The organism is Streptomyces sp. ERV7, from assembly GCF_001653515.1.
In the GTDB taxonomy this organism is placed as follows: domain Bacteria; phylum Actinomycetota; class Actinomycetes; order Streptomycetales; family Streptomycetaceae; genus Streptomyces.
Map to the genome: position 1 here is coordinate 892,267 of NZ_LYOY01000051.1, position 25,371 is coordinate 917,637.

At 70.9% G+C, this 25,371-nt stretch carries 24 protein-coding genes and 1 pseudogene; 16 read left to right on the plus strand and 9 right to left on the minus strand.

Annotation, left to right across the window (positions count from 1 at the left end):
* Window positions 1–260 precede the first annotated feature (260 nt).
* Together gcl and A8W25_RS26930 are read left to right on the plus strand one after the other, a co-directional pair.
* Window positions 261–2,042 carry a glyoxylate carboligase gene (gene gcl, locus A8W25_RS26925; protein ID WP_067166030.1) on the plus strand — a complete coding sequence of 594 codons (1,782 nt, stop codon included), beginning with the start codon at window positions 261–263 and terminating at the stop codon, window positions 2,040–2,042.
* A 241-nt stretch (window positions 2,043–2,283) separates the two neighbouring features.
* Window positions 2,284–2,505 carry a hypothetical protein gene (locus A8W25_RS26930; RefSeq protein ID WP_067166032.1) on the plus strand — a complete coding sequence of 74 codons (222 nt, stop codon included), beginning with the start codon at window positions 2,284–2,286 and terminating at the stop codon, window positions 2,503–2,505.
* A 110-nt stretch (window positions 2,506–2,615) separates the two neighbouring features.
* Here the strand turns inward: A8W25_RS26930 and A8W25_RS26935 are convergent, their stop codons facing one another.
* The 4 genes from A8W25_RS26935 to A8W25_RS26950 form a co-directional block, all read right to left on the minus strand.
* Window positions 2,616–2,963 (minus strand): hypothetical protein, encoded by a 348-nt coding sequence (locus A8W25_RS26935; protein ID WP_067166035.1) that lies wholly within the window; start codon window positions 2,961–2,963, stop codon window positions 2,616–2,618.
* A gap of 676 nt (window positions 2,964–3,639) precedes the next feature.
* Entirely contained in the window at window positions 3,640–5,097 is a 1,458-nt protein-coding gene (locus A8W25_RS26940) for a catalase (RefSeq protein ID WP_067166036.1), read from the minus strand.
* A 207-nt stretch (window positions 5,098–5,304) separates the two neighbouring features.
* The gene (locus A8W25_RS26945) at window positions 5,305–6,219 is read right to left on the minus strand and encodes a 2-hydroxy-3-oxopropionate reductase (protein ID WP_067166039.1); all 915 of its coding nucleotides are present in this window, start codon (window positions 6,217–6,219) and stop codon (window positions 5,305–5,307) included.
* Between the two features lie 57 nt (window positions 6,220–6,276).
* Complete coding sequence (locus A8W25_RS26950; protein ID WP_067166042.1) at window positions 6,277–7,110, minus strand: TIM barrel protein; 834 nt, start codon at window positions 7,108–7,110, stop codon at window positions 6,277–6,279.
* Between the two features lie 136 nt (window positions 7,111–7,246).
* Between A8W25_RS26950 and A8W25_RS26955 the strand changes: the two genes are divergently transcribed.
* From A8W25_RS26955 to A8W25_RS26975, 5 genes are all read left to right on the plus strand, one after another.
* On the plus strand, window positions 7,247–7,498 hold the full coding sequence (locus tag A8W25_RS26955; RefSeq protein ID WP_079126491.1) for a hypothetical protein: 252 nt from the start codon (window positions 7,247–7,249) through the stop codon (window positions 7,496–7,498).
* Window positions 7,495–7,872: a helix-turn-helix domain-containing protein gene (locus A8W25_RS26960; protein ID WP_067166047.1), complete on the plus strand. Its 378-nt coding sequence runs from the start codon at window positions 7,495–7,497 to the stop codon at window positions 7,870–7,872. The genes A8W25_RS26955 and A8W25_RS26960 overlap by 4 nt, the downstream gene beginning before the upstream one ends.
* 157 nt (window positions 7,873–8,029) lie before the next feature.
* Complete coding sequence (uraD, locus tag A8W25_RS26965; RefSeq protein WP_067166050.1) at window positions 8,030–8,554, plus strand: 2-oxo-4-hydroxy-4-carboxy-5-ureidoimidazoline decarboxylase; 525 nt, start codon at window positions 8,030–8,032, stop codon at window positions 8,552–8,554.
* Window positions 8,554–8,943 carry a hydroxyisourate hydrolase gene (gene uraH / locus A8W25_RS26970; protein ID WP_067166052.1) on the plus strand — a complete coding sequence of 130 codons (390 nt, stop codon included), beginning with the start codon at window positions 8,554–8,556 and terminating at the stop codon, window positions 8,941–8,943. Before uraD ends, uraH begins: the two co-directional genes overlap by 1 nt.
* A 5-nt stretch (window positions 8,944–8,948) precedes the next feature.
* Window positions 8,949–10,553 carry a YfcC family protein gene (locus A8W25_RS26975; protein ID WP_079126419.1) on the plus strand — a complete coding sequence of 535 codons (1,605 nt, stop codon included), beginning with the start codon at window positions 8,949–8,951 and terminating at the stop codon, window positions 10,551–10,553.
* 25 nt (window positions 10,554–10,578) lie between these two features.
* On the opposite strand, the gene A8W25_RS26980 is transcribed toward A8W25_RS26975, so the two are convergent.
* Both A8W25_RS26980 and A8W25_RS26985 read right to left on the minus strand, forming a co-directional pair.
* Window positions 10,579–10,968 carry a hypothetical protein gene (locus tag A8W25_RS26980; RefSeq protein ID WP_067166055.1) on the minus strand — a complete coding sequence of 130 codons (390 nt, stop codon included), beginning with the start codon at window positions 10,966–10,968 and terminating at the stop codon, window positions 10,579–10,581.
* Between the two features lie 335 nt (window positions 10,969–11,303).
* Window positions 11,304–12,221: a MurR/RpiR family transcriptional regulator gene (locus tag A8W25_RS26985; protein ID WP_067166057.1), complete on the minus strand. Its 918-nt coding sequence runs from the start codon at window positions 12,219–12,221 to the stop codon at window positions 11,304–11,306.
* A 242-nt stretch (window positions 12,222–12,463) separates the two neighbouring features.
* On the opposite strand from A8W25_RS26985, the gene A8W25_RS34165 reads away from it, so the two are divergent.
* The 4 genes from A8W25_RS34165 (at window position 12,464) to A8W25_RS27000 (ending at window position 17,953) form a co-directional block, all read left to right on the plus strand.
* Window positions 12,464–13,870 carry a hypothetical protein gene (locus A8W25_RS34165; RefSeq protein WP_158942750.1) on the plus strand — a complete coding sequence of 469 codons (1,407 nt, stop codon included), beginning with the start codon at window positions 12,464–12,466 and terminating at the stop codon, window positions 13,868–13,870.
* Entirely contained in the window at window positions 13,755–14,672 is a 918-nt protein-coding gene (gene pucL, locus A8W25_RS26990) for a factor-independent urate hydroxylase (protein ID WP_067166060.1), read from the plus strand. Before A8W25_RS34165 ends, pucL begins: the two co-directional genes overlap by 116 nt.
* Before the next feature lie 168 nt (window positions 14,673–14,840).
* On the plus strand, window positions 14,841–16,226 hold the full coding sequence (locus tag A8W25_RS26995; RefSeq protein ID WP_067166062.1) for an 8-oxoguanine deaminase: 1,386 nt from the start codon (window positions 14,841–14,843) through the stop codon (window positions 16,224–16,226).
* A gap of 320 nt (window positions 16,227–16,546) precedes the next feature.
* The gene (locus A8W25_RS27000) at window positions 16,547–17,953 is read left to right on the plus strand and encodes a nucleobase:cation symporter-2 family protein (RefSeq protein WP_234386595.1); all 1,407 of its coding nucleotides are present in this window, start codon (window positions 16,547–16,549) and stop codon (window positions 17,951–17,953) included.
* Window positions 17,954–18,070: 117 nt separating this feature from the next.
* Here A8W25_RS27000 and A8W25_RS27005 read toward each other — a convergent pair whose 3' ends face one another.
* On the minus strand, window positions 18,071–18,877 hold the full coding sequence (locus A8W25_RS27005; RefSeq protein WP_420708534.1) for a chitosanase: 807 nt from the start codon (window positions 18,875–18,877) through the stop codon (window positions 18,071–18,073).
* A 174-nt stretch (window positions 18,878–19,051) separates the two neighbouring features.
* Between A8W25_RS27005 and A8W25_RS27010 the strand changes: the two genes are divergently transcribed.
* A complete protein-coding gene (locus tag A8W25_RS27010) occupies window positions 19,052–19,660 on the plus strand; it encodes a TMEM175 family protein (RefSeq protein ID WP_079126422.1) in 609 nt (202 codons plus the stop codon).
* Window positions 19,661–19,713: 53 nt separating this feature from the next.
* On the opposite strand, the pseudogene A8W25_RS27015 reads toward A8W25_RS27010, so the two are convergent.
* Window positions 19,714–19,995, minus strand: a pseudogene (locus A8W25_RS27015) (TIGR03086 family protein); the annotation flags it as partial.
* Window positions 19,996–20,154: 159 nt separating this feature from the next.
* Between A8W25_RS27015 and A8W25_RS27020 the strand changes: the two are divergent.
* Genes A8W25_RS27020 through A8W25_RS27030 form a run of 3 tightly spaced genes read left to right on the plus strand, consistent with a single transcriptional unit; the run spans window position 20,155 to window position 23,276 of the window.
* Window positions 20,155–21,387 (plus strand): sensor histidine kinase, encoded by a 1,233-nt coding sequence (locus A8W25_RS27020; RefSeq protein WP_067166071.1) that lies wholly within the window; start codon window positions 20,155–20,157, stop codon window positions 21,385–21,387.
* Window positions 21,384–22,064 carry a response regulator gene (locus A8W25_RS27025; protein ID WP_199831838.1) on the plus strand — a complete coding sequence of 227 codons (681 nt, stop codon included), beginning with the start codon at window positions 21,384–21,386 and terminating at the stop codon, window positions 22,062–22,064. Before A8W25_RS27020 ends, A8W25_RS27025 begins: the two co-directional genes overlap by 4 nt.
* Window positions 22,065–22,091: 27 nt before the next feature.
* Entirely contained in the window at window positions 22,092–23,276 is a 1,185-nt protein-coding gene (locus A8W25_RS27030; RefSeq protein WP_067166075.1) for a cytochrome P450 family protein, read from the plus strand.
* Window positions 23,277–23,286: 10 nt separating this feature from the next.
* Here the strand turns inward: A8W25_RS27030 and A8W25_RS27035 are convergent, their stop codons facing one another.
* Complete coding sequence (locus tag A8W25_RS27035; protein ID WP_067166077.1) at window positions 23,287–24,063, minus strand: hypothetical protein; 777 nt, start codon at window positions 24,061–24,063, stop codon at window positions 23,287–23,289.
* A 94-nt stretch (window positions 24,064–24,157) separates the two neighbouring features.
* On the opposite strand from A8W25_RS27035, the gene A8W25_RS27040 reads away from it, so the two are divergent.
* Window positions 24,158–25,369 carry a cytochrome P450 family protein gene (locus tag A8W25_RS27040; protein ID WP_067166081.1) on the plus strand — a complete coding sequence of 404 codons (1,212 nt, stop codon included), beginning with the start codon at window positions 24,158–24,160 and terminating at the stop codon, window positions 25,367–25,369.
* The last annotated feature ends 2 nt before the right edge of the window (window positions 25,370–25,371 follow it).

Here is a 25,371-nt window from a genome sequence, read left to right on the forward strand (position 1 = left end):
CGCCGTACCTGCCGGTTCCGCCGGCCCCGTCGCCGATTCCGTCGATGCCCATGTCGTCCACCCCGCCGTACTCGCCGCCGTGCGGTCCATCGTCCTCCACCTGCGCCCGGCCGGGAGGCGAACGCGGCGATCCCTTGACGCGCCTGCGTACGCCCCCTATGTTTCTTCCATATAGCAGAACTAAACTTCCGCATTACGGAATCACGGCTCTCAGGTGGCGCGACAGAGCCCGATCCGCCAGGCCGAAGCAGGAGCACTCCATGCCTCGTATGACCGCTGCCCGAGCGGCAGTTGAGATCCTCAAGCGCGAAGGCGTCACCAACGCGTTCGGCGTGCCGGGCGCGGCGATCAACCCCTTCTACGCGGCCCTCAAGGCCGGCGGCGGCATCCAGCACACGCTGGCCCGCCACGTCGAGGGCGCGTCCCACATGGCCGAGGGCTACACCCGGAGCAACGCCGGGAACATCGGCGTCTGCATCGGCACGTCCGGCCCGGCCGGCACCGACATGATCACCGGCCTGTACTCGGCGATCGCCGACTCGATCCCGATCCTCTGCATCACGGGCCAGGCGCCGGTCGCCAAGCTCCACAAGGAGGACTTCCAGGCGGTCGACATCGCGAGCATCGCGAAGCCGGTCACCAAGGCGGCGACCACCGTCCTGGAGGCCGCGCAGGTCCCCGGTGTGTTCCAGCAGGCGTTCCACCTGATGCGCTCCGGCCGCCCCGGCCCGGTCCTCATCGACCTGCCGATCGACGTCCAGCTCACCGAGATCGAATTCGACCCGGAGACGTACGAGCCGCTGCCGGTCTACAAGCCGTCGGCGACCCGCGCGCAGATCGAGAAGGCGCTCCAGTTCCTGCTCGACGCGGAGCGGCCGCTGATCGTCGCGGGCGGCGGCATCATCAACGCCGACGCGTCCGAGCTGCTCGTCGAGTTCGCCGAGCTGACCGGCACTCCGGTCGTCCCGACCCTGATGGGCTGGGGCATCCTCGCCGACGACCACGAGCTGAACGCCGGCATGGTCGGCCTGCAGACCTCGCACCGCTACGGCAACGCGAACTTCCTGGACTCCGACTTCGTCCTCGGCATCGGCAACCGCTGGGCCAACCGCCACACCGGCGAGCTGGACGTCTACACCAAGGGCCGCAAGTTCGTCCACGTCGACATCGAGCCGACCCAGATCGGCAAGATCTTCGCACCGGACTACGGCATCGCCTCCGACGCCAAGGCCGCGCTCACCCTCTTCGTCGAGGTGGCGAAGGAGCTGAAGGCCGCGGGCAAGCTGCCCGACCGCGGCGCGTGGGCGGCCTCGACCCAGGAGCGCAAGGCGCAGCTCCAGCGCCGTACGCACTTCGACAACGTCCCGCTGAAGCCGCAGCGCGTGTACGAGGAGATGAACCGCGCCTTCGGCCCCGAGACGCGGTACGTCACCACCATCGGCCTCTCCCAGATCGCCGGCGCGCAGATGCTGCACGTCTACAAGCCGCGCCACTGGATCAACTGCGGCCAGGCGGGCCCGCTCGGCTGGACCATCCCGGCCGCGCTGGGCGTCGCGACGGCCGACCCGCAGACCCCGGTCGTCGCCCTCTCCGGCGACTACGACTTCCAGTTCATGCTGGAGGAGCTGGCGGTCGGCGCGCAGCACAACATCCCGTACGTCCACGTCCTCGTGAACAACTCCTACCTGGGCCTGATCCGCCAGGCCCAGCGCGGCCTGGACATCAACTTCCAGGTCAACCTGGAGTTCGAGAACATCAACTCCCCGGAGCTCGGTGTCTACGGCGTCGACCACGTCAAGGTCGTCGAGGGCCTGGGCTGCAAGGCGATCCGCGTCACCGAGCCGGACCAGCTGCTGCCGGCCTTCGAGGAGGCCAAGAAGCTGGCCGCGGAGTACCGCGTCCCGGTCGTCGTCGAGGCGATCCTGGAGCGGATCACCAACATCTCGATGGGCGTCAAGATCGACGCGATCAACGAGTTCGAGGAGCTGGCGACGGAGCCGGGCCACGCCCCGACGGCGATCCGCCCGCTGCAGACCTCGTAGGACCGTACAAGGCGGCTGAGCGAGCCCGCCTGCCGGACCGACGGCTCCGGTGCTTCCCGTGGGGGGTGGCACCGGGGCCGTCGCCGTTTTTCTCTTGCGTTTACTCCGTCGCCGTTCACTCGTTCGAGTTCACCTGACGGTGTTCCGGCGGCGTTCCAAGGGGCTCCCGAGCCAATCGTGTCGAATCCGAGACGAGTGGAGGCCGGTGGGAAGGGCCCGGACGGCGCATACTGGTAGGACCATGACGCAGCCGTCCGCGCCGAGGCGCCACCTGCCCACCAGTCCCTTCAAAGCTCCGGTCGAGCCGCAGGCCAAGACCTTCGCCCTGGGCGACCGGGTCTCCCACGACCAGTTCGGCCTGGGCACGATCGTGGGCGTCGAGGACGGAGTCGCCATGCTCGTCGACTTCGGCTCCCGACGCGCACGCATCCTGAGCCCCTACACCCGCATGCACCGCCTCTGACCTCAGAGCGGCCCCGCACTACCCGGCAAGGCCCCGCCCGTGATCACTTGATTCGCGGACGGGGCCTTGACGACGTTCTGGTGCGGAGAAATCGGCTGACTGCAAGCCGACTACAAATAGACGATGGGGCGGCAGATCCAGGGGCTGGTATTCCTGCACACCTGGTACTTGGATATGTAGTTCCCCGGCCATACGTCACCGCAGGGATCGTCGGCGCCATTCCCGTCGCCGACGTACCCCTCGCGCCCGTCGATGGTCCACCAGCGGGTGAGGAACCCCTCGCCGTTCGCATAGGTGTCGCATGCGTAGACCCGCTGGTTGCCGCCGTTGACGCCGCCGTGGCCGCAGATCTTGCGCCCGAGGAACCCGCACCCGCCGAGCTGGCTGTCACTGTCGGCGGCGGCCCCCGGCGCCAGCCACAGCCCCGCGCTGACGATTACGGTCAGAGCCCCGCTCAAAGCGGCGAACCGACTCCTTTTCCCAGCTTTCATATGGATCATTCCCCCGTTTCTGGTGGCCGGTGTTTCCCCGTTTGGTACCTCATTCCGCTGAATATCAGTAGGCTCGTTGATCGCTGTTCGGCTGAATGTCCGATACCGCCACATTCTGTGGCCGTAAAGGGATTGTTGACGCGGGATACGCGGGACGCGTCCCGCTCCCCGAGGCCGTCGGCGCGGCCGGCTTCCGCAGGAGCGCCACCTGGGCGAAAAAAGGATCAAGGCTCCACCCAAAAGTGCAGGTGAAGCCTTGATCGTCGAGCGCTCGATTCGGGACCGTAAACCGAACCCAGCACCCGGGCTCTGAAGTGGTGACCGCCCGACGGGGCGAGGCTGGCGCGACAGGACGTTCGCACCGCCGGGCGGAGTCGAGTGGGGGAGGTGCGGGCTTTCCGAAGCCCGTGGTGCGGGATCGCGGCGGCGGGGCGATTGGTGTGGCCCGGACGCCCTCCTTCAGGTCAGGAAGGGGTCGGGCCAGACCTTGACCACCGCACTGGCATCGACACGCCGCCGCGATCACCGAGTCGTCCGAAGTCACCGACCACCCCTCATCCGGGCCGGTGGTTCGGACTGCGTACGAGATCTGACCTCCCGTCAGAATTCGTACGCGGTCTGGGAGTTGTTACGGGGGAAGGGCTCAGTCCTCGCGCAGGGCGCGGACCGCCTCCTCCACGCGCTTGCCGTACTCGGCGTCCGCGGCGTGGAAGTGGGCCAGGTTCTTCTCGATGACGTCGTCGCGGGTGACCTGGGACAGGCCCCCGGCGATGTTCGCCACCAGGCGGGACTTCTCGTCGTCCGACATCAGGCGGTACAGCTCGCCCGCCTGGAAGAAGTCGTCGTCCTTGACGTGGGCCGGGGCCGCGTGGGTGCCGGTCCAGCCCGCGATCGCGAGCGGGGCGGAGAGCGCCGCGTCCGTCTGGGACGGGCCCGCGTAGGAGTTGGGCTCGTAGTTCTTGTCGTGGCGGGAGCCGTAGCGGGTCGCCATCAGGCCGTCGCGGCCGTAGTTGTCGGCGGTCGTCGCCTTCGGCGCGTTCACCGGCAGCTGGGTGTGGTTGACGCCCAGGCGGTAGCGGTGCGCGTCCGCGTAGGCGAAGAGGCGGCCCTGGAGCATCTTGTCGGGGGAGGGGCCGATGCCGGGAACGAAGTTGTTCGGGGAGAAGGCGGCCTGCTCGACCTCGGCGAAGACGTTGTCGGGGTTGCGGTCCAGGACCAGCCGGCCCACCCGCTGGAGCGGGTAGTCGGCGTGCGGCCACACCTTCGTCAGGTCGAAGGGGTTGAAGCGGTAGTCGGCCGCCTCGGCCGCCGGCATGACCTGCACGTACAGCGTCCAGGACGGGTTCACGCCCCGCTCGATCGCCTGGAGGAGATCGGTCTGGTGCGAGTTCGCGTCCTTGCCGACCAGCTCCGCCGCCTGCTCGGACGACAGGCTGCGGACGCCCTGGTTGGTCTTGAAGTGGTACTTGACGAAGAACGCCTCGCCCGCCTCGTTCGTCCACTGGTACGTGTGCGAGCCGTAGCCGTTCATGTGGCGGTACGACGCCGGGATGCCGCGGTCGCCCATCAGCCAGGTGACCTGGTGCGTCGCCTCGGGGGCGTACGCCCAGAAGTCCCAGACGTTGTCCGGCTCCTGCTTGCCCGTGAACGGGTCGCGCTTCTGGGAGTGGATGAAGTCGGGGAACTTGATCGGGTCCTTGATGAAGAAGACCGGCGTGTTGTTGCCTACGAGGTCGTAGTTGCCGTCCTCCGTGTAGAACTTCAGCGCGAAGCCGCGCGGGTCGCGGACCGCGTCCGCGCCGCCGAGCGAGTCCGCCACCGTGGAGAAGCGGATGAACGTCTCGGTGCGCCTGCCGACCTGCGAGAGGAAGTCGGCCTTGGTGAAGCCGGTGACGTCGTCGGTCACCTCGAAGTAGCCGTACGCGCCGGAGCCGCGGGCGTGGACCACGCGCTCCGGGATCCGCTCACGGTTGAAGCGCGCGAGCTTCTCCAGCAGGTGCTGGTCCTGGAGGAGGATGGGGCCACCGACGCCGGCGGTGGCGGAGTTCTGGTTGTCGGCGACGGGGGCGCCGGACTCGGTCGTAAGCACGCGCTTCGACATCGTGACCTTCCGTACGGGAGCTGCACTGCTGAACGGTCTGCGGTGTCAGGAGCGTAGGTACGCCCCGAAGCGAACGTCAACAGTCTGTTGAAAATGAAGTGGGTGTTCCGGGCGGCGGCGACGCCTGGGCGCGACAGGACAGGTGTCAGCGCCACCGCCGCCCGGAAGTCTGGGGGCCCGCACCGGCGGGCCGAGGAGCCCGAGGGCTCAGATCTGGGCGCCCGAGAGGCGCTCGACCGCGCGCAGCAGCGCGGAGTGGTCGAGGCCGCCGTCGCCCTGGGCGCGCAGCGAGGCGACCAGCTGGGCCACGACCGCGCCGACCGGGAGCGCCGCACCGACGTTGCGGGCGGCGTCGGTGACGATGCCCATGTCCTTGTGGTGCAGGTCGATGCGGAAGCCCGGCGCGAAGTTCCGGTTGAGGAAGTTGTCCTTCTTGCGGGTCAGCACGGTCGAGCCGGCCAGACCGCCGTTCAGGACGTCCAGAGCCGCCGCGAGGTCCACGCCGGACTTCTCCAGGAAGACCACGGCCTCGGCGCACGCCTGGATGTTGACCGCCACGATGAGCTGGTTGGCGGCCTTCACCGTCTGGCCGGAGCCGTGCGGGCCGCAGAGCACGATGGTCTTGCCCAGCGCGTCGAAGATGCCCTTGGCCTCGTCGAAGTCGGCCTTGTCGCCGCCGACCATGATGGAGAGCACGGCCTCGATGGCGCCGGCCTCGCCGCCGGAGACCGGGGCGTCGAGCACGCGGACGCCCACCTCCTTGGCGTTCTTCGCCAGGTCGACCGAGGTCTGCGGGGTGATCGAGGACATGTCGATCAGCAGGGCGCCCGACCGGGCGTGCGCCAGGATGCCGGCCTCGCCATAGGCGATCGCCTCGACCTGCGGGGACGCCGGGACCATGGTGATGATCACGTCCGCGTCCTTGACCGCCTCGGCGATCGAGGCGGCGGCGGTGCCACCGGCGGCGGTCAGGCGGTCCAGCTTGTCCTGCTCCAGGGTGAAGCCGGTGACGGAGTAACCCGCCTTGATCAGGTTCTCGGCCATGGGGGAGCCCATGATGCCGAGGCCGATCCATGCGATCGCCGGGCGGGCGGGCCGGGAGGAGTCTGCAAGCGTGCTCATTGGGGGGCCTCTCTCAACTGCTGTGTTGCGTCAGGAAGTTCGTGGGGCGGCGAAGCCTCAGCGCGCCGCGCGGGCCTCGGCCGGCAGCCACGCGAAGGAGGCGGCGGCGTCGGCGGCCTTGTACTCCAGGCCGACCCAGCCGTCGTAACCGGCCTTGGCGAGCTGGTCGAGCAGCGCCTCCAGGGGCAGCGAGCCGGTGCCCGGCGCGCCGCGGCCCGGGTTGTCGGCGATCTGCACATGGCCGGTCTTGTCCGTGTAGGCCTCGATGACCTGGGAGACGTCCTCGCCGTTCATCGACAGGTGGTAGATGTCGAGGAGGAACTTGGCGTTGCCGAGGCCGGTCGCCGCGTTCACCTTGTCGACGACCTCGATCGCGGACGGGGCGCTCACCAGCGGGTAGAGCGGCGACTCCGGCTTGTTGAGGGCCTCGACCAGGAGGATCGCGCCGACCCGGTCGGCCGCGCGGGCGGCGAGCACCAGGTTCTCCAGTGCGAGCGCGTCCTGGATCTGCGGGTCCACGCCCTCCACCCGGTTGCCGTACAGCGCGTTGAGCGCCTTGCAGCCCACCGAGGCGGCGAAGTCGGCCGCGACCTCGATGTTGGCGCGGAAGCGGTCCGACTCCTCGCCGGGTACGGAGAGGGCTCCGCGGTCGGGGCCCGGCAGGGCGCCCGCGTAGAAGTTCAGCCCCACCAGCTGGGTGCCGGCGTCGTCGAGCGCCTTCTTCAGGGCGTCGAGCTCGGCCTGCGCCGGAGTGGGGGTTTCGATCCAGGGCCACCACAGCTCGACCGCCGTGAAGCCCGCCGCGGCGGCTGCCGCGGGGCGCTCCAGGAGCGGGAGCTCGGTGAAGAGGATCGAGAGGTTCACATCGAAGCGCTGGTCCGAGTATCCCATGAGGGTCGGCGCTCCTTCCGTATTGCGGAAGTTACTTTCTGCTTGATGGAAGGTTGCAGGGAGAGCGGTGAGCTTGTCAAGGGGGCCTGTCCGATTGGCCTCCCGGATTCCGGAATCCGGGCAGTAGGTTGTGCGCGTGCGATTGAGAGTGGAGTTCACGACCGAGCCCTTCGACCTGGACGAGGCGCCCCCGCATGCGGTGGCCGCCCGCGAGGTCCTGCTGACGGCGGCGCTCGACGCCGTGGACGTGGGCCCCTTCGGCAACACCGCCGAGGGCGGCGCCGACCAGGTGCTCACCGCCGTCGACGCGCTGCTGCGCAGATCCCTGGCGGCCGGCGCCACCCGGGTGTCGCTCCAGGTCAACGTGGTCGGGGAGGGCGAGAAGTGACCGAGCCTGCCGACCACCCGCTGGTCACGGCGGTCAAGCCGCTGGTGGACGCCATGGGGGCGGAGATACTGGGGCCCGACCAGGCCCAGCCCGACGATGTGGTGCTCAGCTGGGAGGGCGAGGACGTCATCGCGGTGCGGCTGCCGCAGCTGTCGGACTCCCTCGATCACATCCTGGCCGCCATGGAGCGCCGCCACGGCAAGCCGCTGGCCGAGCTCGACCGCAAGGCCAAGCAGTCGGTCGTACGGACCCTGGAGGCGCGCGGAGCCTTCTCCGTACGCCATGGGGTGGAGACCGTCGCGTCCGCCCTCGGGGTGAGCCGCTTCACCGTGTACAACTACCTGAACAGGGAAAACGCGGCCAGAGGCGAGTAAGAACGCCCGCCCGCGAGCCGTGCTCGCCGAGCCGCCGTCCGGAATCCCGGGCGGCGGCTTTTTGTTGCTCCAAGTTTTCAACAAAGTGTTGACGTGATGTTTCCGAGGGCGTTAGCTATCCGCAGCCCGTCCAGCACCAAGGCCACGGAGGCCGTTCGTGACTTCGACCTCGACGCCGGGCCTCGCCCGGTTCAACACCTCCGACGACAGCACGGCGCTCGCCGCGCTCCACGAGGTGTGCGCCAGCTCGGTATGGGGGAGCAAGCTGCTCGCCCGGCGCCCGTACACCACCGCCGACGAGCTCTTCACCGCCAGCGACGCCGCCATGGCCGAGCTGGACGTGAAGGACCTCGAAGAGGCGATGGCGGGGCACGCGCCGATCGGGCGGCCGAAGCCCGGCGACCCGACCTCCGCCCGTGAGCAGCGGGGGATGGCCGGCGCCACCGAGGAGCTCAGGGCCGAGATGCTCGAACTCAACCTGGCGTACCAGGACAGGTTCGGCCATGTCTTCCTGATCTGCGCCACCGGGGCCACCGGTGAGCAGATGCGCGACGCGATGAAGGCCAGGATCGGCAACACCGCCGAGGCGGAGCGCGAGATCGTGCGCGCCGAACTCGGGAAGATCAACCGAATCCGGCTGACCCGTCTCGTGGAAACAGCAGAAGAAGAGGACAGGGACTGATGAGCACCGCGACCACCGCTTCGGTGTCCACGCACATCCTGGACACCAGCATCGGACGCCCCGCCGAGGGCGTCGCCATCTCGCTCGCCGCCCGTTCGGGCCGCGACGCCGGGTGGGTGACGCTCGGCGGCTCCGCGACCGACGCGGACGGGCGCTGCAAGGACCTCCCGGCGCTGCCGGAGGGCACGACCCATGTGCGACTCGACTTCGAGGTCGAGTCCTACTTCGAAAAGAAGCAAGCCGAGGCGCAGCAGGACGCCCCCCGCGTAAGGGACAGCGGTGCGTTCTTCCCGGAGGTGGCGATCACGTTCGCCGTCGTGCCGGGCGAGCACTTCCACGTACCGCTGCTGCTCAACCCGTTCGGCTACTCCGTTTACCGAGGGAGCTAGCAGACATGACCGGCCCCGGGAGGACCGGGGAGCCGGACGAGCCGCTGGAACCGGTCGGCCCCGGCGAGCCGGGCGGGCCCGTGGGGCCCGGGGAGACCGCCTCGACCGAGCCGCCCGGCCCGCCACAGAAGCGGAAGCTCGCGTTTCCGAGTGCGCTGACCGTTCTCGCGATCGTCACCGTCGCGGTGTGGCTGCTCGCCTTCCTCATTCCCTCCGGCCAGTACGACCGCAACGACAAGGGGGCACCGGTCCAGGGCACCTACCACCGCGTGTCGTCGGGCCAGAGCTTCGTCGACCGTCTCAACGACCTCTTCCTGGCGCCGGTCAACGGTCTGTACGGCATCCGCGACACCGCCTCCGGCGAGGTCGGCCCCAGCCTCACCGGCGATCTGTACGGAAGCGCGGGAGTGTTCCTCTTCGTCCTGGCGATCGGCGCGTTCATCACCGTCGTCTTCGCCACCGGCGCCCTGGACCGGGGCATCGAGCGCCTGGCCCACCGGCTGCGCGAGCGCGGGACCCTGCTGATCGCGGGGGTGATGGTGGTCTTCTCGGTCCTGGGCACGGTGGAGGGTTTCGCCGAGGAGACGCTCGGCTTCTACGGGCTGCTCGTGCCGATGATGCTCGCGCTCGGCTACGACCGGATGGTGGCGGTGGGCACCGCCATCCTGGGCGCGGGGGTGGGCGTGCTGTGCTCGACCGTCAACCCCTTCGCGACGGGCGTCGCCTCCTCCGCCGCCGACATCTCGCTGGGCGACGGCATCGCGCTGCGCTTCGTGATGTGGCTGGTGCTGACGGCGGTGACCATCGCGTATGTCGTCCGCTACGCCCGGCGCGTACAGAAGGTTCCGGCGCGTTCGCTGAGCGGCTTCCTGCCCGGGGACCGCGAACTGAACGCGACGGACGCGGGCGAGGCTCCCGAGCTCACCGGCACGCACAAGGCCGTGCTCGTGGTGCTCGGCCTCGTCTTCGCCTTCATGATCTTCTCGGTGGTGCCGTGGTCGAGCGCGCTGACCGGCAAGGCCGACGCCACTCCGTACTCCTTCGAACTGGGCTGGTCCTTCCCGCAGTTGGCGGCGCTCTTCCTGTGCGCGGCGGTGCTGGTCGGCCTGGTGGCCCGGCTGGGCGAGCAGAAGACCAGCTCGACGATCATCCAGGGCGCGGGGGACTTCATCTCCCCCGCCCTCGTCATCATGCTGGCCCGCGGTGTCACCGTGATCATGAACAACTCCCGGATCACGGACACGGTCCTGCACTCCATCGAAGGCGTGGTGAAAGGGACCTCGTCGGGCCTGTTCGCCATCATCGTCTTCGTGGTGAACCTGCCGCTCGCCTTCCTGATCCCCTCCACCTCCGGCCATGCCACCCTCGCCATGCCGATCCTCGCCCCGCTGGCCGACTTCGCGGGCGTCTCGCGCGCGGTGGTCGTCACCGCCTGGCAGGCGGCCAGCGGGTGGATGAACCTGTGGGTGCCGACGACGGCCGTGACGATCGGCGGCGTCGCCCTCGCCAAGGTCGGCTACGACAAGTACCTGCGTTTCGTCTGGCCGCTGCTGGCCATCCTGTTCGTGCTGATCTGCGGCTTCGTGGCGCTGGGGGCGGCGCTGACGTGAGGGCGGGGCCCCGGGCCGCCCGGGCCTAGGGCCTGCGGTGACCCGGATGGTCGCCCGCCAGCGCGTCCGTCACCAGGCGCACCCCGCGGGCGAGGCGGCCCAGCTGGTCCAGCTCCGTCGCGTACATCCGGATGGTGTTCTCGATGACCGCCTCCGCCACGCCCAGCGTGGGCAGCTCGGCCCGGCTGGTCTGGAGGGCCACCCGGACCGCGCGCATCTCGTGCTGGAGCTGGAGCTGCGCGTGCCGGGCGAGGATGACGTGGTGGCGGGTGAGCGGTGAGTAGCCGGCGTAGCGGGCCGGCAGCAGGTCGCGCAGCCAGCGGGTGGCCGTGCGTTCCCAGTCCCGCGTCCCGGGTTCCTTGACCTGACAGGGCCAGTCCGGGCTGAGCGCGATGGTGGGGGCCGTGTGGGGCATTCTCGTCGCTTCCGAAGTTGTCGAACTCTGATCGAGAGGTGGGAGGGGGGCGGCCCCGGCCTAGGGGTTGGCCGAGGCCGCCCGTGGGCGTCCGCCCGGATCCGAAAGCCTCGATCGGACTTCCGGCTGACGCGAGGAGGGGGGCGTCACGTCGGCTGTCCGCTCTGGGAAGGCGTGGGGAAGCGCCTTCCTTGGCATCTGGGGGATCGGGGGATCGCCACCGCCTCAGTAAACATATATACCGTTGAGTAAACAAGGGTATGAAAAAATTCATGCACTCGTACGGTGTGAAGATCCCAAGGAGCCGGGCGGGCGAATCGGGTCCTAATCGGGGCCTAGAGGAAGAAACCGTGCTGGTCGGCGGCCTGCTCGTACTCTTCCAGCCGCGCCTGCGTCCGCTCCGGATCGGCGTCCGCCATCGCCTGGAGCAGGGCCGCCGCGAGCACGCCCGGTGCCGCGTACGAGTCGAAGACCAGCCGTGACCCGGTCCCGGCGGTCAGGGCCACATCGGCCTCGTCGACCAGCGGGCCAAGGGTCGTGTCCGTGATCAGCGCGATGCGCAGCCCCGCGCTGCGGGCCGCCCGCAGCGCCGCCAGGCTCTCCTTGGCGTGCCGGGGCATGGCGAAGGCGAGCACCCAGGTGCCGCCCGCCGAGCGGGACTGCAGCAGGGCGTCGTAGGCGACGCTGCCGCCGCGCGTCACCAGCCGCACATCGGGGTGGATACGCCGGGCCGCGTACGCGAAGTACTCCGCCAGGGACACCGAGATCCGCAGTCCGAGGACGGTCAGCGGCACCGAGCCGGCCAGCTCGCGGCCGATCTCCAGGACCTGGTTGGTGTTGGCCACCAGCCTGCGCACGTTCTCCAGGTTCTCGATCTCCGCGTCCACCGCCGCCTGGAGCTCGTTGTGCCGGATCTCCTCACGGGTCTCGGGCGCGACCGCGACCGCGCTGAGGGCGATCGGCTGGAGCACGTCCCGCAGTGCGGGATAGCCGCTGTAGCCGAGGGACACGGCGAAGCGCGTCACGGACGGCTGGCTCACCCCGGCCCGCTCCGCGAGCTCGGTGATCGAGAGGAACACGGCCTCGGTCAGGTGGTCGATCAGGTACTGGGCGATGCGCCGCTGCCCCGGGGAGAGGCGGTGGCCGTCGAAGAGGGCCCGGACCCGGTCCGCCGCGGGGCGCTCGTGGTCCGACGCCTGCCCGCTCGGCGTGATCGCGGCCGCCTGGGCGCGCGCCTTCTGCCCCGATGACACCGGCGGGCCTCCTTCTCGTGCCATGTGTGTTCAAAACATAGCTCACCGCCGTGGTGGCCCGGCGCCCGTTCCACCGGTGGCGACAGGCACGTATTCGAGACACCGGTGGCTTGGTGTGCTGGACGTGACGAGCCGGAGGGTGTTCCCTGTGCCGCGCTCGCGCGGGGGAAGCGGCCGGGGGGCCGCACGCGCGCCGTCAACGCACGGACCGGGTGGCCGGTTCGTGGGATCAGGGGGGACACATGGCCAGAGCAGGACGTCCGCAGGGGACTCCGAAGGGCAGAACGGAAGCCGCCAACGACCTCGCGCGCTTTCTGCGCGAGGTGACCCGCGGCCTGACGGTGCGGGAGCTCGCACACCGGTACGGCGGCGGCAAGACGGCCTGGAGCGAATACCGCTCGGGGGCCCGGATCATCGCGCTCGGGCGCCTCAACACCGTACTCAAGGACCAGATCCGCGAGCCCCGCCGCCAGGGGCTCCTCGCCGAGGCCCGCCGGCTGCACGACCGGGCGCTCACGGCCGAGGCGTCGGGCCGCCCCGCGCCGAGCGTGGAGGAGGCACTCCGTCAGGCACGCACCGACCTCGCCGAGTCGGGCCGACTGGTGGAGAACCTGCTGGCGATGGTGACACTGCTCCGCGAACGCGTCGACGACGGCGGGGCCGGGTACGCGAGCGCCGCCGCCGGACGGCCGAGCGCCTCCCCCGCGCCCGAGGAGGCGAGGTCACCGGACGCGGTACCCGAGCAAGCGGAATCCACCGCGACCCAGGAGGTGCGGCTGCGCCTGGACCAGGCCGTCGACCAGTTGGCGGCGGCACGGTCCGTGGAGGCGGCGGCACGACGAGCCGTCGCGGACGCCGAGGCCCAGCGGGACACGGCGGCGCGGGAAGCAGTCGAAATCCAGCCGGATACCCGGGAGTTGAGCGAAGGCGAGGGCGCGCCGCACACGGATCCCGAGCGGAGCGCCCCCGGCCTGTCGGCCGTCCCGGGCGGCGTCCGCCGGGTCCCGGCCGTCGCCGACGCCGCGCTCTGCGTCCAGTTGGTCCGCATCGGGAACGCCCTGGCGCAACAGCGCGCCGACGCACGGTGGTTGTGGAAGCGGGTTCGCCGCCTTCCGTCCGGCTCTCTGACCGGGCCGGTCTCCTTCCGTCCGTACGTCGTCGAGGGCGTGGTCCTGGAACGGCTGGACAGGTCCGTCGCCGTGCCCGCCTCGCGGGCGCCCGCCCTCCCTGCCGTGCCCGACCCGCGGCCCGGGCGGGGCGCCAGAAGAACGCTCGCCCTCCTGGGGACGGTCACCGCCCTCGCCCTGCTCGCCGCGGCCACCCTGGCCGGGGTCGTCCTCGGGCGGCACCACACCTCGGCCGCGCCCGGGACGACGGTCTACCAGGAGGGCCCCGGCGCCCTCCTCCCGGCGCCCAGCGGTGGGCCCGGCACGGCGAGTCCGTCGCCGTCCGCGTCGCCGTCGCCGTCCGCGTCGACACCCTCGCCCGGCACCGGTCGCACCTCCGCCCGACGTTTCCCGCCCCACCCGCCCCGTGATCCTCGGCCAGAACCAGTACGGCAAAGCAGAGAACCGCGTCGTCAAGATCACGCGGGACGGCGACACGCACCACATCAAGGACCTGAACGTCTCGGTCGCCCTCTCCGGTGACATGGAGGACGTCCACTACTCCGGCTCGAACGCGAACGTCCTGCCGACGGACACCACCAAGAACACGGTGTTCGCCTTCGCCAAGGAGCACGGCATCGAGTCCGCCGAGCAGTTCGGCATCCACCTCGCCCGTCACTTCGTAACGTCGCAGGAGCCGATCCACCGGGCGCGCATCCGCATCGAGGAGTACGCCTGGGAGCGGATCGCCACCTCCGACGCCAACTCCAAGTTCATCGGCTCGGACGAGGTACGCCACTCCTTCGCCCGCAAGGGCCAGGAGCTGCGCACCACCCAGATCACCTTCGACGGTGAGAACTGGGAGGTCATCTCCGGCCTGAAGGACCTGACGGTCATGAACTCCACCAACTCGGAGTTCTGGGGCTACGTCAAGGACAAGTACACGACGCTGAAGGAGGCGTACGACCGCATCCTGTGCACCGACGTCTGCGCCGCCTGGCGTTACAACTGGACCAGCGACGAAGACCGGATGCCCCACTGGGAGAAGTCGTACGAGCAGGCCAAGAAGCACATCCTGCAGGCCTTCGCCGAGACGTACTCGCTCTCCCTCCAGCAGACCCTGTACCAGATGGGCTCGCGGGTCATCAACAGCCGCAGCGAGATCGACGAGATCCGCTTCTCGCTGCCGAACAACCACCACTTCCTGGTCGACCTGGAGCCGTTCGGGCTCAAGAACGACAACGAGGTCTACTTCGCGGCCGACCGGCCCTACGGTCTGATCGAGGCCACCATCCTGCGGGACGGCGTCGAGCCGCGCATCCCGGTCGACATGACCATCCTCTGACGCGGAGCGCCCCCGGACTCCGCCGCCCGGGGGCGCGTTCCTCACTCGGCACCCGTGGGTCACCCGGCCCCGGCACTCAAATCCTCTAGGGTCCTGCCGTGCCCTCCCCCAAGCTCTCAAGGAGCAGGGGGGACCCCCACGTTCAGTCGCAGAAAAAGAGGAAGCACGATGGCACCATCGGCAGCCCAGCGCATCGTCATCGAGAACTGTGCGATCGCGACCGTAGACGCCGACGACACCGAGTACGCCTCGGGGTACCTCGTCGTCGCCGACAACAGGATCGAGTCGATCGGGGCGGGCAGTGCCCCGCAGGGCCTGGAGAACGTGGTCCGCCGCATCGACGGCACCGGCCACCTGGTGACCCCCGGCCTGGTCAACACGCACCACCACTTCTACCAGTGGATCACGCGCGGCCTGGCCACCGACCACAACCTCTTCAACTGGCTGGTGGCGCTCTACCCCACCTGGGCGCGCATCGACGAGCAGATGGGCCGCGTCGCCGCGCAGGGCTCGCTCGCCATGATGGCCCGCGGCGGTGTCACCACCGCGATGGACCACCACTACGTGTACCCGCGGAACGCCGGGGACCTGTCCGGCGCGATCATCGGCGCGGCCTCCGAGATGGGCGTCCGCTTCACGCTGGCCCGTGGCTCCATGGACCGCAGCAAGAAGGACGGCGGCCTGCCCCCGGACTTCGCCGTCGAGACCCTGGAGGGCGCGCTCGCCGGGACCGAGGAGACCGTCGACCGCTTCCACGACGCCTCGTTCGGCGCGATGACCCAGGTCGCGGTCGCCCCCTGCTCGCCGTTCTCGGTCTCCACCGAACTCATGAAGCAGGGCGCGGAACTGGCCCGCCGCAAGGGCGTACGGCTGCACACCCACGGTTCGGAGACCGTGGAGGAGGAGCAGTTCTGCAAGGAGCTGTTCGGCATGGGCCCCACCGACTACTTCGAGTCGACCGGCTGGCTCGGCCAGGACGTGTGGATGGCGCACTGCGTCCACATGAACGACTCGGACATCGCCGCCTTCGCCCGCACCGGCACCGGCGTCGCCCACTGCCCGTCCTCCAACGCGCGCCTCGCGGCCGGTATCGCCCGCGTCCCCGACATGCTGAAGGCGGGTGTCCCGGTCGGTCTCGGTGTCGACGGCACCGCCTCCAACGAGTCCGGCGAACTCCACACGGAACTGCGCAACGCGCTCCTGATCAACCGTCTCGGCGCCCACCGCGAGGCCGCTCTCAACGCCCGCCAGGCGCTGCGGCTCGGAACGTACGGCGGCGCCCAGGTGCTGGGCCGCGCGGCCGAGATCGGCTCCCTCGAAGCCGGCAAGCTCGCCGACTTCGTGCTCTGGAAGCTCGACACCCTCGCCCACGCCTCCATCGCCGACCCGGTCACCGCCCTGGTCTTCGGCGCCGCCGCCCCGGTGACGGCGTCGTTCGTCAACGGCAAGCAGATCGTCGAGGACAACCACCTCCTCACGGTCGACGAGGACGCCATCGCCCGCGCCACGCGGGACGAGGCGCAGCGCCTCGCGCGGATCGCCGCGCAGGGCTGATCCCGGCCCGGGATTCCCGCCCAGGAGTCCGGCCGAGGGGGACGGCCCTCGGCCGGTCGCCGTGGACCCGAGCGGGGTCCGCGGCAGCCGCGCCCGGGGGGTGCGCACCACATGAACGTGCGCACCCCCCGGGACGGTGACCCGTGCCCATCCCCGCACGAGGCACCGCCGCTCCACGCCGCACGCCGTAACACCCGTACCCCGTACGAGACCCTGCCGTACGCCGTACGTAACACCGCCGCATCACACACGCGTCATCCTGCACCACCTCCCTGACACCCGCGTCGCCGCCGACGCGTAACCGACCGGAGGAACCGCCCGTGGCCCCGCAGCCCAGGTTTCGCAACGATGCAGTCACTCCCGACCCCGCCAGTGAGAAACACCCGGTCGACGAGACCCTGCCCCCACTGAAGATGTTCACCAGCGGCCTCCAGCACGTGGCCGCGATGTACGCGGGCGTGGTGGCCCCGCCCATGGTCGTCGGGCCCGCCGTAGGGCTCACCCCCAAGGAGACCGCGTTCCTGATCGGCGCGAGCCTCTTCACCGCCGGGCTCGCCACCCTGCTCCAGACCCTCGGGTTCTGGAAGGTCGGCGCCCGCCTCCCGTTCGTCAACGGCGTCTCGTTCGCCGGGGTCACCCCGATGATCGCCATCGGCAAGGACCGCGGCCACGAGGGGATGGCCGTCATCTTCGGGGCGGTGATCGTCGCCAGTGTGCTCGGCTTCGTGCTCGCCCCGTACTTCAGCAGGCTGCTCCGCTTCTTCCCGCCCGTCGTCACCGGCACCGTGATCACCCTGATAGGTGTCTCGCTGCTCCCGGTCGCCTTCCGCTGGGCGCAGGGCGGCAACGCCACCGCCCACGACTACGGTTCGATGAAGAACATCGGCATGGCCGCGCTGACCCTGGTGATCGTGCTCGCGCTGCGCAGGCTGCTGCGCGGGTTCCTGCAGCAGATCGCGATCCTGCTCGGCCTGGTCGTGGGCACCCTGGTCGCCGTGCCCTTCGGGATGACCAGCCTGGACGCGCTCCGCGGCGCGGACGCGGTCGGCTTCCCCACCCCGTTCCACTTCGGCGCCCCGCACTTCGAGGCCGCCGCCATCGTCTCGATGTGCATCGTGATGCTGGTCTGTATGACCGAGTCGACCGCCGACATGCTGGCGCTCGGCAAGATCGTCGGGCGGCCGGCCGACGAGCGGACCATCGAGGGCGGACTGCGCGCCGACACCCTCGGCAGCGCGGTGAGCCCGCTCTTCAACGGCTTCATGGCCAGCGCCTTCGCCCAGAACATCGGTCTGGTCGCGATGACCAAGGTGCGCAGCCGCTTCGTGGTCGCCACCGGCGGAGGCATCCTCGTCCTGCTCGGCCTGTGCCCGGTGGCCGCCTCCGTGATCGCGCTCGTGCCGCTGCCGGTGCTCGGCGGCGCGGGCATCGTGCTCTTCGGGTCGGTCGCGGCCAGCGGCATCCAGACGCTGTCCACGGCGGCCCTGGAGAAGGGCGAGAACGCCCTGATCGTGGCTGCCGCGCTCGGCATCGGGCTGATCCCCATCGCCGCGCCGACCTTCTACGACGCCTTCCCGGAGAACGTCCGGGTGGTGCTCGACTCCGGTATCTCCACCGGCTGCGTGGTCGCGATCGTGCTCAATCTCGCCTTCAACCACCTTGGCCAGAAGGAGAGTTCACCGGACGAGGCGGGGGTGCTCGCGGAGCCCGTGGTGGCCGCGCACTGAGCCCGCCGTCGCCCGGCCCGCACGCGAGCGGCGCGTACGACACCTACCCCGTGTCGTACGCGCCGCTCTTCTTGCCGGCCGTGTCAGCCTCGTGGCCGGGTCAGACTCGTGGCCGGATCAGCCGATGTGGTACGAGTCGCCGTAGACCTTCCAGTCCAGCGGCGTGTTCAGGTTGAGGTTGCCCTTCTTCAGGAACACCCGCTGCTCGGTGTCGACACGGCTGGTGTCGCTGTGCGCCTCCTCCTGCTTCATCGCCCAGACGCGGGCGTCGAGGAAGGCGTTGAGGTACTTCGTCTCGTCGCCGCCCTGGGACGGCGGCTTCGCCTTGGCCAGGGCCTTCTTGCGGATGCTGCTGAAGCTGGTCGGGTCGCCGCCGTCGCCGTGCATGACGATGGCGTCGTAGTAGATGAACTGCCCGAGCGTGCCCACTCCGTCGGACTTGCCCTGCTTGACGGACGGGTTGAAGTAGACCCGGTCCCGCTCGTCGTTCTGGGCGTTCTTGAAGGCGGTCTCCGAGGCGGCCGTCTTCCAGTCCCTGGTGAAGTTGGGGTCGAGCCCGGCGTGCGAGTCGCTCCCGTCCACCTTGCGCAGCGCGGGCAGGTACTTCTCCAGTACGTTCCCCGGCTCGCGGGCGGAGTAGAGCTCGACCAGGTCGAGCATGTCGCCGGTGCCGGAGCAGAAGCCGATGATCCCGGCCGTGTAGCCCCGGCCGTCGTCGATGTCCTCGATGTACTTGTACTGGGCCTTCCAGTTCAGTGAGGAGTTCTCCGCGCTGGAGACGAGCTCCATCGCTATTTCCTTCTTCGCCGGGTCGTCGAGCCCGGCCGCCGCTGCTGCCATGGGGGCATTGTGGCTGGTCGCGGCGGTGGCCGTGGCCGCGGGTAGGGCGATCACGGCGGCGCCGAGCACGGCGGACGCGGTGATCCTCAGACGACGTGCGAGGGCGCTGTGGTGGGGGGTGAGCACCTGACCTCCTGGGGGGAGTTCGTCGTTCACTGTTTTGTTAGGAAACTTTCCTACCACTAGCGCGCGGGAGGCGTACACCCTTGTGGCAAAAGGAAGTTGAAGATTTCGGCCGCGTCGGGTTCAGTTCACCCGGTGAATGAATCGAGCCGGGTCGAGGCGTTCAGCGACGGCGTGTTCGCCATCGCGATCACCCTTCTGATCCTGGAAATCAAGGTGCCCCCGCACGCGGGCGACCACCTCTGGAGCGACCTGGGCCACCAGTGGCCCTCGTACGCCGCCTACGTGGTGAGCTTCCTGGTCATCGGCATCATGTGGGTCAACCACCACACGCTGTTCAGCTACGTGGTGCGCGTCGACCGCACACTGATGTTCCTCAATCTGATGCTGCTCATGACCGTCGCGGCGATCCCCTGGCCGGCCGGGCTGATGGCCGAATACCTCAGGGAGGACAACGCGTCACATGTGGCCGCCGCCGTCTACAGCGGGCTCATGGTCGTCATGGCCCTCAACTTCCAGGCCCTGTGGTGGCATGTGACCCGCACCGGCCACCTCTTCGACGACCGCGTCGACTTCGCGGCCGCCCGGGCCACCCGCGCCCGCTTCGCACTCGGCTCGCTCGCCTATCCGGCGACGGTGCTGCTGGCCTTCGTCTCGGCGCCGCTGACGCTCGCCGCGCACGGGGCGCTCGCGCTGTACTACGGCTTCAACCAGCTCAGGATCCCTACGCGGGAGCCTGTCTGACGTACGCGAGCCCGCGGGCCCGAGCGGGTCCGCGGCCTCCTCATCGGCTCGGCTCAGACGGCCCAGCCGGGATCCCGCCCGCTCAGCCCGACCACCCGGTCGAGCAGCGGAGCGTCCTCGGGCACCTCGACGACCGGCCCGAACGCGGGGGCGCGCATCGCGTCGTCGCGGCTCGCGTCGAAGAAGCCGTGGACGGCCTCCAGGCTCGCGGCGCCCGGGTCGTACGGCTGGCCGGTCGCCCGGGCCAGGTCCCAGCCGTGGACGACCAGTTCGTTGAGCGCGACCACACCCGCGATCGCGGCGGGGAAGGTGATGCCGCCCGCCTGGGTGTCGCCGCCCCTGCTGGCCGCGCGGATCGCCCGTACCCCCGCCCCGGCCCCCGCGTCGGCCTTCGGGCTCACCCGGCGCGGCGAAAGTCTCGGACCGTACGACTTTGGTAGCGCACCCCGTCCGGAAGCCGCCACGCCACCCCTGACCTGCGTAGCTTGGACGGTATGACACGCGCTGGTCCCGAATACCGCTGGCTGCTGCCGTCCGCCGTCGTCGCCCCCGAGCTGCCGGGCGACCGGTCCGACCGGAGCAGGCCGCGCCGTACCGTACGGGACTGGGTCGTCGACACCTGCGCGTTCGTCGGCGCCGCCCTGATCGGCGTGCTCGCCGCCGACGCGATGAACCAGGCCTCCGACTACTCCGAGATCCTCCAGGCGGCCGACCAGCTGGTCGGGGCCCTCGCCTGCTGCACGGTCTGGCTGCGCCGGCGCTGGCCCGTGGGACTCGCCTCGGTGCTCGTCGTGGTCACCGTGGTCGCACCGGTCGCCTCCGGGGCGCTGCTCGTCGCCCTGTTCAGCCTGGCCGTGCACCGGCCCCTCAAGCCCGCCGTCGCCGTCGTGGGCGCCGCCGCCGTGGTCAGCTCGGTGCTGCAGCCGGTCGTCCGCCCCGACCCGCACACCAGCCTGCTGGCCAACGCGGTCACCGGGACGGTGATGGTCCTCCTCGTCATGGGCTGGGGCATGCTCGTCCGCTCCCGGCGCCAGCTGGTGGTGGCGCTGCGCGAGCGGGCCGTGCGCGCCGAGGAGGAGGCCGCGCTGCGGGCCGAGAACGCCCAGCGGCTGGCCCGCGAGGCCATCGCCCGCGAGATGCACGACGTGCTGGCCCACCGGCTCACCCTGCTCAGCGTGCACGCGGGCGCCCTGGAGTTCCGCCCCGACGCGCCCCCGGCCGAGGTCGCCCGGGCCGCCGGGGTCATCCGCGACAGCGCCCACGAGGCCCTCCAGGACCTGCGCCAGATCATCGGTGTGCTGCGCAGCCCCGACGAGGGTGCCGAGGACCGGCCCCAGCCCACGCTCGCCACCCTGGACGCGCTGGTCGCCGAGTCCCGCGAGGCCGGGGCGAAGGTCATCCTGGACAGCCGGATCGGGGATCCCGCCACCGTCCCGGCGGCCACCGGGCGCAACGCCTACCGCATCGCCCAGGAGGCCCTCACCAACGCCCGCAAGCACGCCCCCGGCGCCGAGGTCACCGTGACCGTCACCGGGTGCCCGGGCGACGGGCTCACCGTCGAGGTGCGCAACCCGGCGCCCGTCGGGGACGTACCGGAGGTGCCCGGGTCGGGGCAGGGGCTGATCGGGCTGACCGAGCGCGCCACGCTCGCGGGCGGCCGCCTGGAGCACGGAGGCACGCCCGGTGGCGGGTTCGAGGTCCGCGCCTGGCTACCGTGGCCCTCATGACCATCCGGCTGCTGGTCGTCGACGACGACCCCCTCGTCCGCGCGGGACTCGCCTTCATGCTCGGCGGCTCCGACGACCTGGAGATCGTGGGGGAGGCCTCGGACGGCTCCCAGGTGGAGGAGCTCGCCGACCGGCTGCGCCCGGACGTCGTCCTGATGGACATCCGGATGCCGGTCGTCGACGGGCTCTCCGCCACCGAGACCCTGCGCGGCCGCCCCGACGCCCCCGAGGTCATCGTCCTGACCACCTTCCACGCCGACGAGCAGGTGGTACGGGCGCTGCGCGCGGGGGCCGCCGGGTTCGTCCTGAAGGACACCGCGCCCGCCGAGATCGTCGCCGCCGTACGCCGGGTGGCTGCGGGCGAGCCGGTGCTCTCCCCGGCCGTCACCCGCCAGCTGATGCACCAGGTCGCGGGCGCCCCGGAGGGATCCGGCGACCGGGCGGCCCGGGCCCGGGCGAGGATCGGCCAACTCGCCGAGCGGGAGCGCGAGGTGGCGGTCGCCGTCGGCCGGGGCCAGTCGAACGCGGAGATCTCCGCCGCCCTCTTCCTCAGCGTGCCCACGGTGAAGACCCATGTCTCCCGGGTGCTGGCCAAGCTGGGCCTCAACAACCGTGTCCAGATCGCCCTGCTCGTCCACGACGCCGGACTCCTCGACGAGGACGGCGACATAGGCTGACCGGACCACCGGAGGGGGAACACCGCCATGCCGCTCGTCGACCTGCGCGACCACGAGGACTTCACCGCCAACCCGTATCCGTACTACGCGAAGTTGCGCGCGGAGGGGCCGGTGCACCGCGTCCGCACCCCCGAGATCGACGAGGTCTGGCTGATCGTCGGGCACGAGGAGGCGCGGGCCGCGCTCGCCGACGGCCGCTTCTCCAAGGACTGGCGGGCGATCGCCGAAGAGCCCGACGAGTTCGCCGCGGTCAGCGCCAACATGCTGGACTCGGACCCGCCGCAGCACACCCGGCTGCGCAAGCTGGTGGCGCGCGAGTTCACCGCGCGCCGGATCGAGGGGCTGCGCCCGCGCGTCCAGGAGATCACCGACGGTCTGCTCGACACCATGCTGGCCGCCCCCGGCCACACGGCCGACCTGGTCGACTCGTTCGCCTTCCCGCTGCCGATGACGGTCATCTGCGAACTCCTCGGCGTACCGGACCTGGACCGGGAGACCTTCCGCAGGCTCTCCAACGAGGCCGTCGCCCCCACCGAGAACGACGGGACCAACGCCTCCGCCCTGGAGATGGGCGCCTATCTGGTCGAGCTCATCGAGGACAAGCGCGCCACCCGCCCCGCCGGCGACCTGATGAGCGCCCTCATCCGCACCCGGCACGAGGACGGCGACCAGCTGTCCCCGGACGAGCTCATCGGCATGGCCTTCCTGCTGCTCGTCGCGGGCCACGAGACCACCGTCAACCTCATCTCCAACGGGGTACGGGCGCTGCTCGGCCACCCGGAGCAACTGGCCGCGCTGCGCGCCGACTTCGACGGTCTCATCGACGGGGCGATCGAGGAGATGCTGCGCTACGACGGCCCGGTGGAGACGGCCACGTACCGCTTCGCGCGCGAGGACGTCGAATGCGGCGGAACCGTCATCCCGGCCGGGGCGCCCGTCCTGGTCGGCCTCGCCTCCGCCGGGCGCGACCCGGCCCGCTACCCCGACCCGGACCGCTTCGACATCCGCCGCGCCCCGCAGAGCCACCTCGGCTTCGGCCACGGCATCCACCACTGCCTGGGCGCCCCGCTCGCCCGGATGGAGGGCCGCATCGCGGTCCGTACGCTCCTGGAACGGGCCCCCGGTCTCGAACTCGCCGGGGGCGAGGGGCCGTTGGAGTGGCTGCCCGGGATGCTCATCCGGGGTGTGCGCCATCTGCCCGTGCGCTGGTGAGGCGCGGCACTCACGCCTCGCGGGCCGCCGCCGCCCTGCGGCGGTGCTCACCGCGCAGCACCAGGCCCGGCCACTCGTCCCCGTGGGCGCCGCACGCCGAGACCGACCACAGCGACCACTGCTGCGGCACCGAGTAGTACGGCACCAGCATCCGCGCGGTGCGCCGCCGGGACACCTTCACCGGGACCAGCGCGGGCAGCACGTCCGGCCGCTCGCCCGCCAGGATCGCCTTGCGGCAGGACGGGCAGGCGGGACGGCGGTCGGCCGCCGCCTCGCGCGGCCCGGTGCGGCGCCGGGCCCGTTCGCGGTGCTGCTTGCGCGCGGGCGGCCCGCCGCTCTCGGCCGCCGTGTGCAGCGGGTTGTACCAGCAGCGCTCGGGCGGCCTGGGCGCCGGCTGCCCCGTGCGGCGGGCGTGCAGCGCGGCGAACCGGACCAGGGCGCGCTCGGCCAGCACCGCGGCGGCGGCCAGGTCCGGCAGATCGGCCGCCTCGTCCAGGAGCTTGCCCGCGGCCTGGAAGGCGTCGAGCACCCATGTGTAGTCGTGCTCGTCCCGTGCGTCCCCGCCGGGCCCCGGCGCGTCCGGACCGCCCGCCCCGACCGGGAGTTCGGCCGCCCGCAGCACGTCGCCGACGGCCGTGACACGGGCCGCCACGAGCCGTTCGAGGCGCGCGCGGGCCGTCTCCCACTCGTCGAGGATCCGCTGCTGCTCCTCCTTCGACGGTTCCCACGCCCGCTGTGCGGGCATGCCCGGACGCAGCACCCCCATGAACCACCAACGCTTCAGCACCGCGCCTCCCCTCGCCGCGACCAGGGTAGAAGCCCTTGAAGCTACTGGAGAGTCAGGGTGAGCGCTCCGTCACGACGCCCTGAAAGGAACCTCGTTGACCAGCGATGCCACAGAGGACGCCGTCGTCGACCTCGCCGCTCTCGGTGACGGCTTCACCCGCGACCCCTACCCGGTCTACGCCGGGCTGCGCGAGCGCGGCCCGGTGCACCGCGTCCGGATGCCCGAGGGCGCCGACGCCTGGCTCGTCGTCGGCTACGAGGCGGGCCGCGCCGCGCTCGCCGACCCGCGCCTGTCCAAGGAGTGGCGCAACGCCGCACCCGGCCTCGGGGTGCGGCACATAGCCTCCGGCACCACCGTGCTCAGCTCCGACGCCCCCGCTCACACCCGGCTGCGCAAGCTGGTGAGCAGGGAGTTCACCCCGCGCCGGGTCGAGCTGCTCGCCCCGCGGGTCCAGCGGACGACCGACGCGCTGCTGGACGCGATGCTCAAGCGGCCGGACCGCCGGGCGGACCTCGTCGAGGCGCTCTCCTTCCCGCTGCCGATCACCGTCATCGGCGATCTGCTCGGCGTGCCGGACTTCGACCGGGACAGCTTCCGCCAGTGGTCCAACACCGCGGTCTCCGCGCCCGCCCTGGCGGACCGGATGGCCGCGGCCGGGGCCATGAGGGAGTATCTGACCGCGCTCCTGGAGAGCAAGCGCGAGCGGCCCGGCGACGACCTGATGAGCGCGCTCATCACCACCGCCGACGAGGACGGCGACCGCCTCTCCGGCCCCGAACTGCTCGGCATGGCCTGGCTGCTCCTGGTCGCGGGCCACGAGACGACGGTCAACCTGATCTCCAACGGCGTCCTCGCGCTGCTCGGCCATCCGGAGCAACTGGCCGCGCTGCGGGCCGACTTCGACGGGCTCATCGACAACGCGGTGGAGGAGATGCTGCGCTACGACGGCCCGGTGGAGACCCCGACGTACCGCTTCACCACCGAACCGGTCGACCTCGGCGGCACGGTCGTGCCCGGCGGCGGACAGCTGGTCCTGGTCGCCATGGCCGACGCCAACCGGGACCCGGCCCGCTACCCCGAGCCGTCCCGCTTCGACATCCGGCGCGACGCGCGCGGCCATGTGGCGTTCGGGCACGGCATCCACTACTGCCTGGGCGCGCCGCTGGCCCGCCTTGAGGCGCGCATCGCGATCCGCTCGCTCCTGGACCGCTGCCCGGACCTGGCGCTCGACATCCATCCGGCGGCGCTGACCTGGCGTTCGGGGCTGCTGGTGCGCGGCCCGCAGAGCCTGCCGGTGCGCTGGTGAGC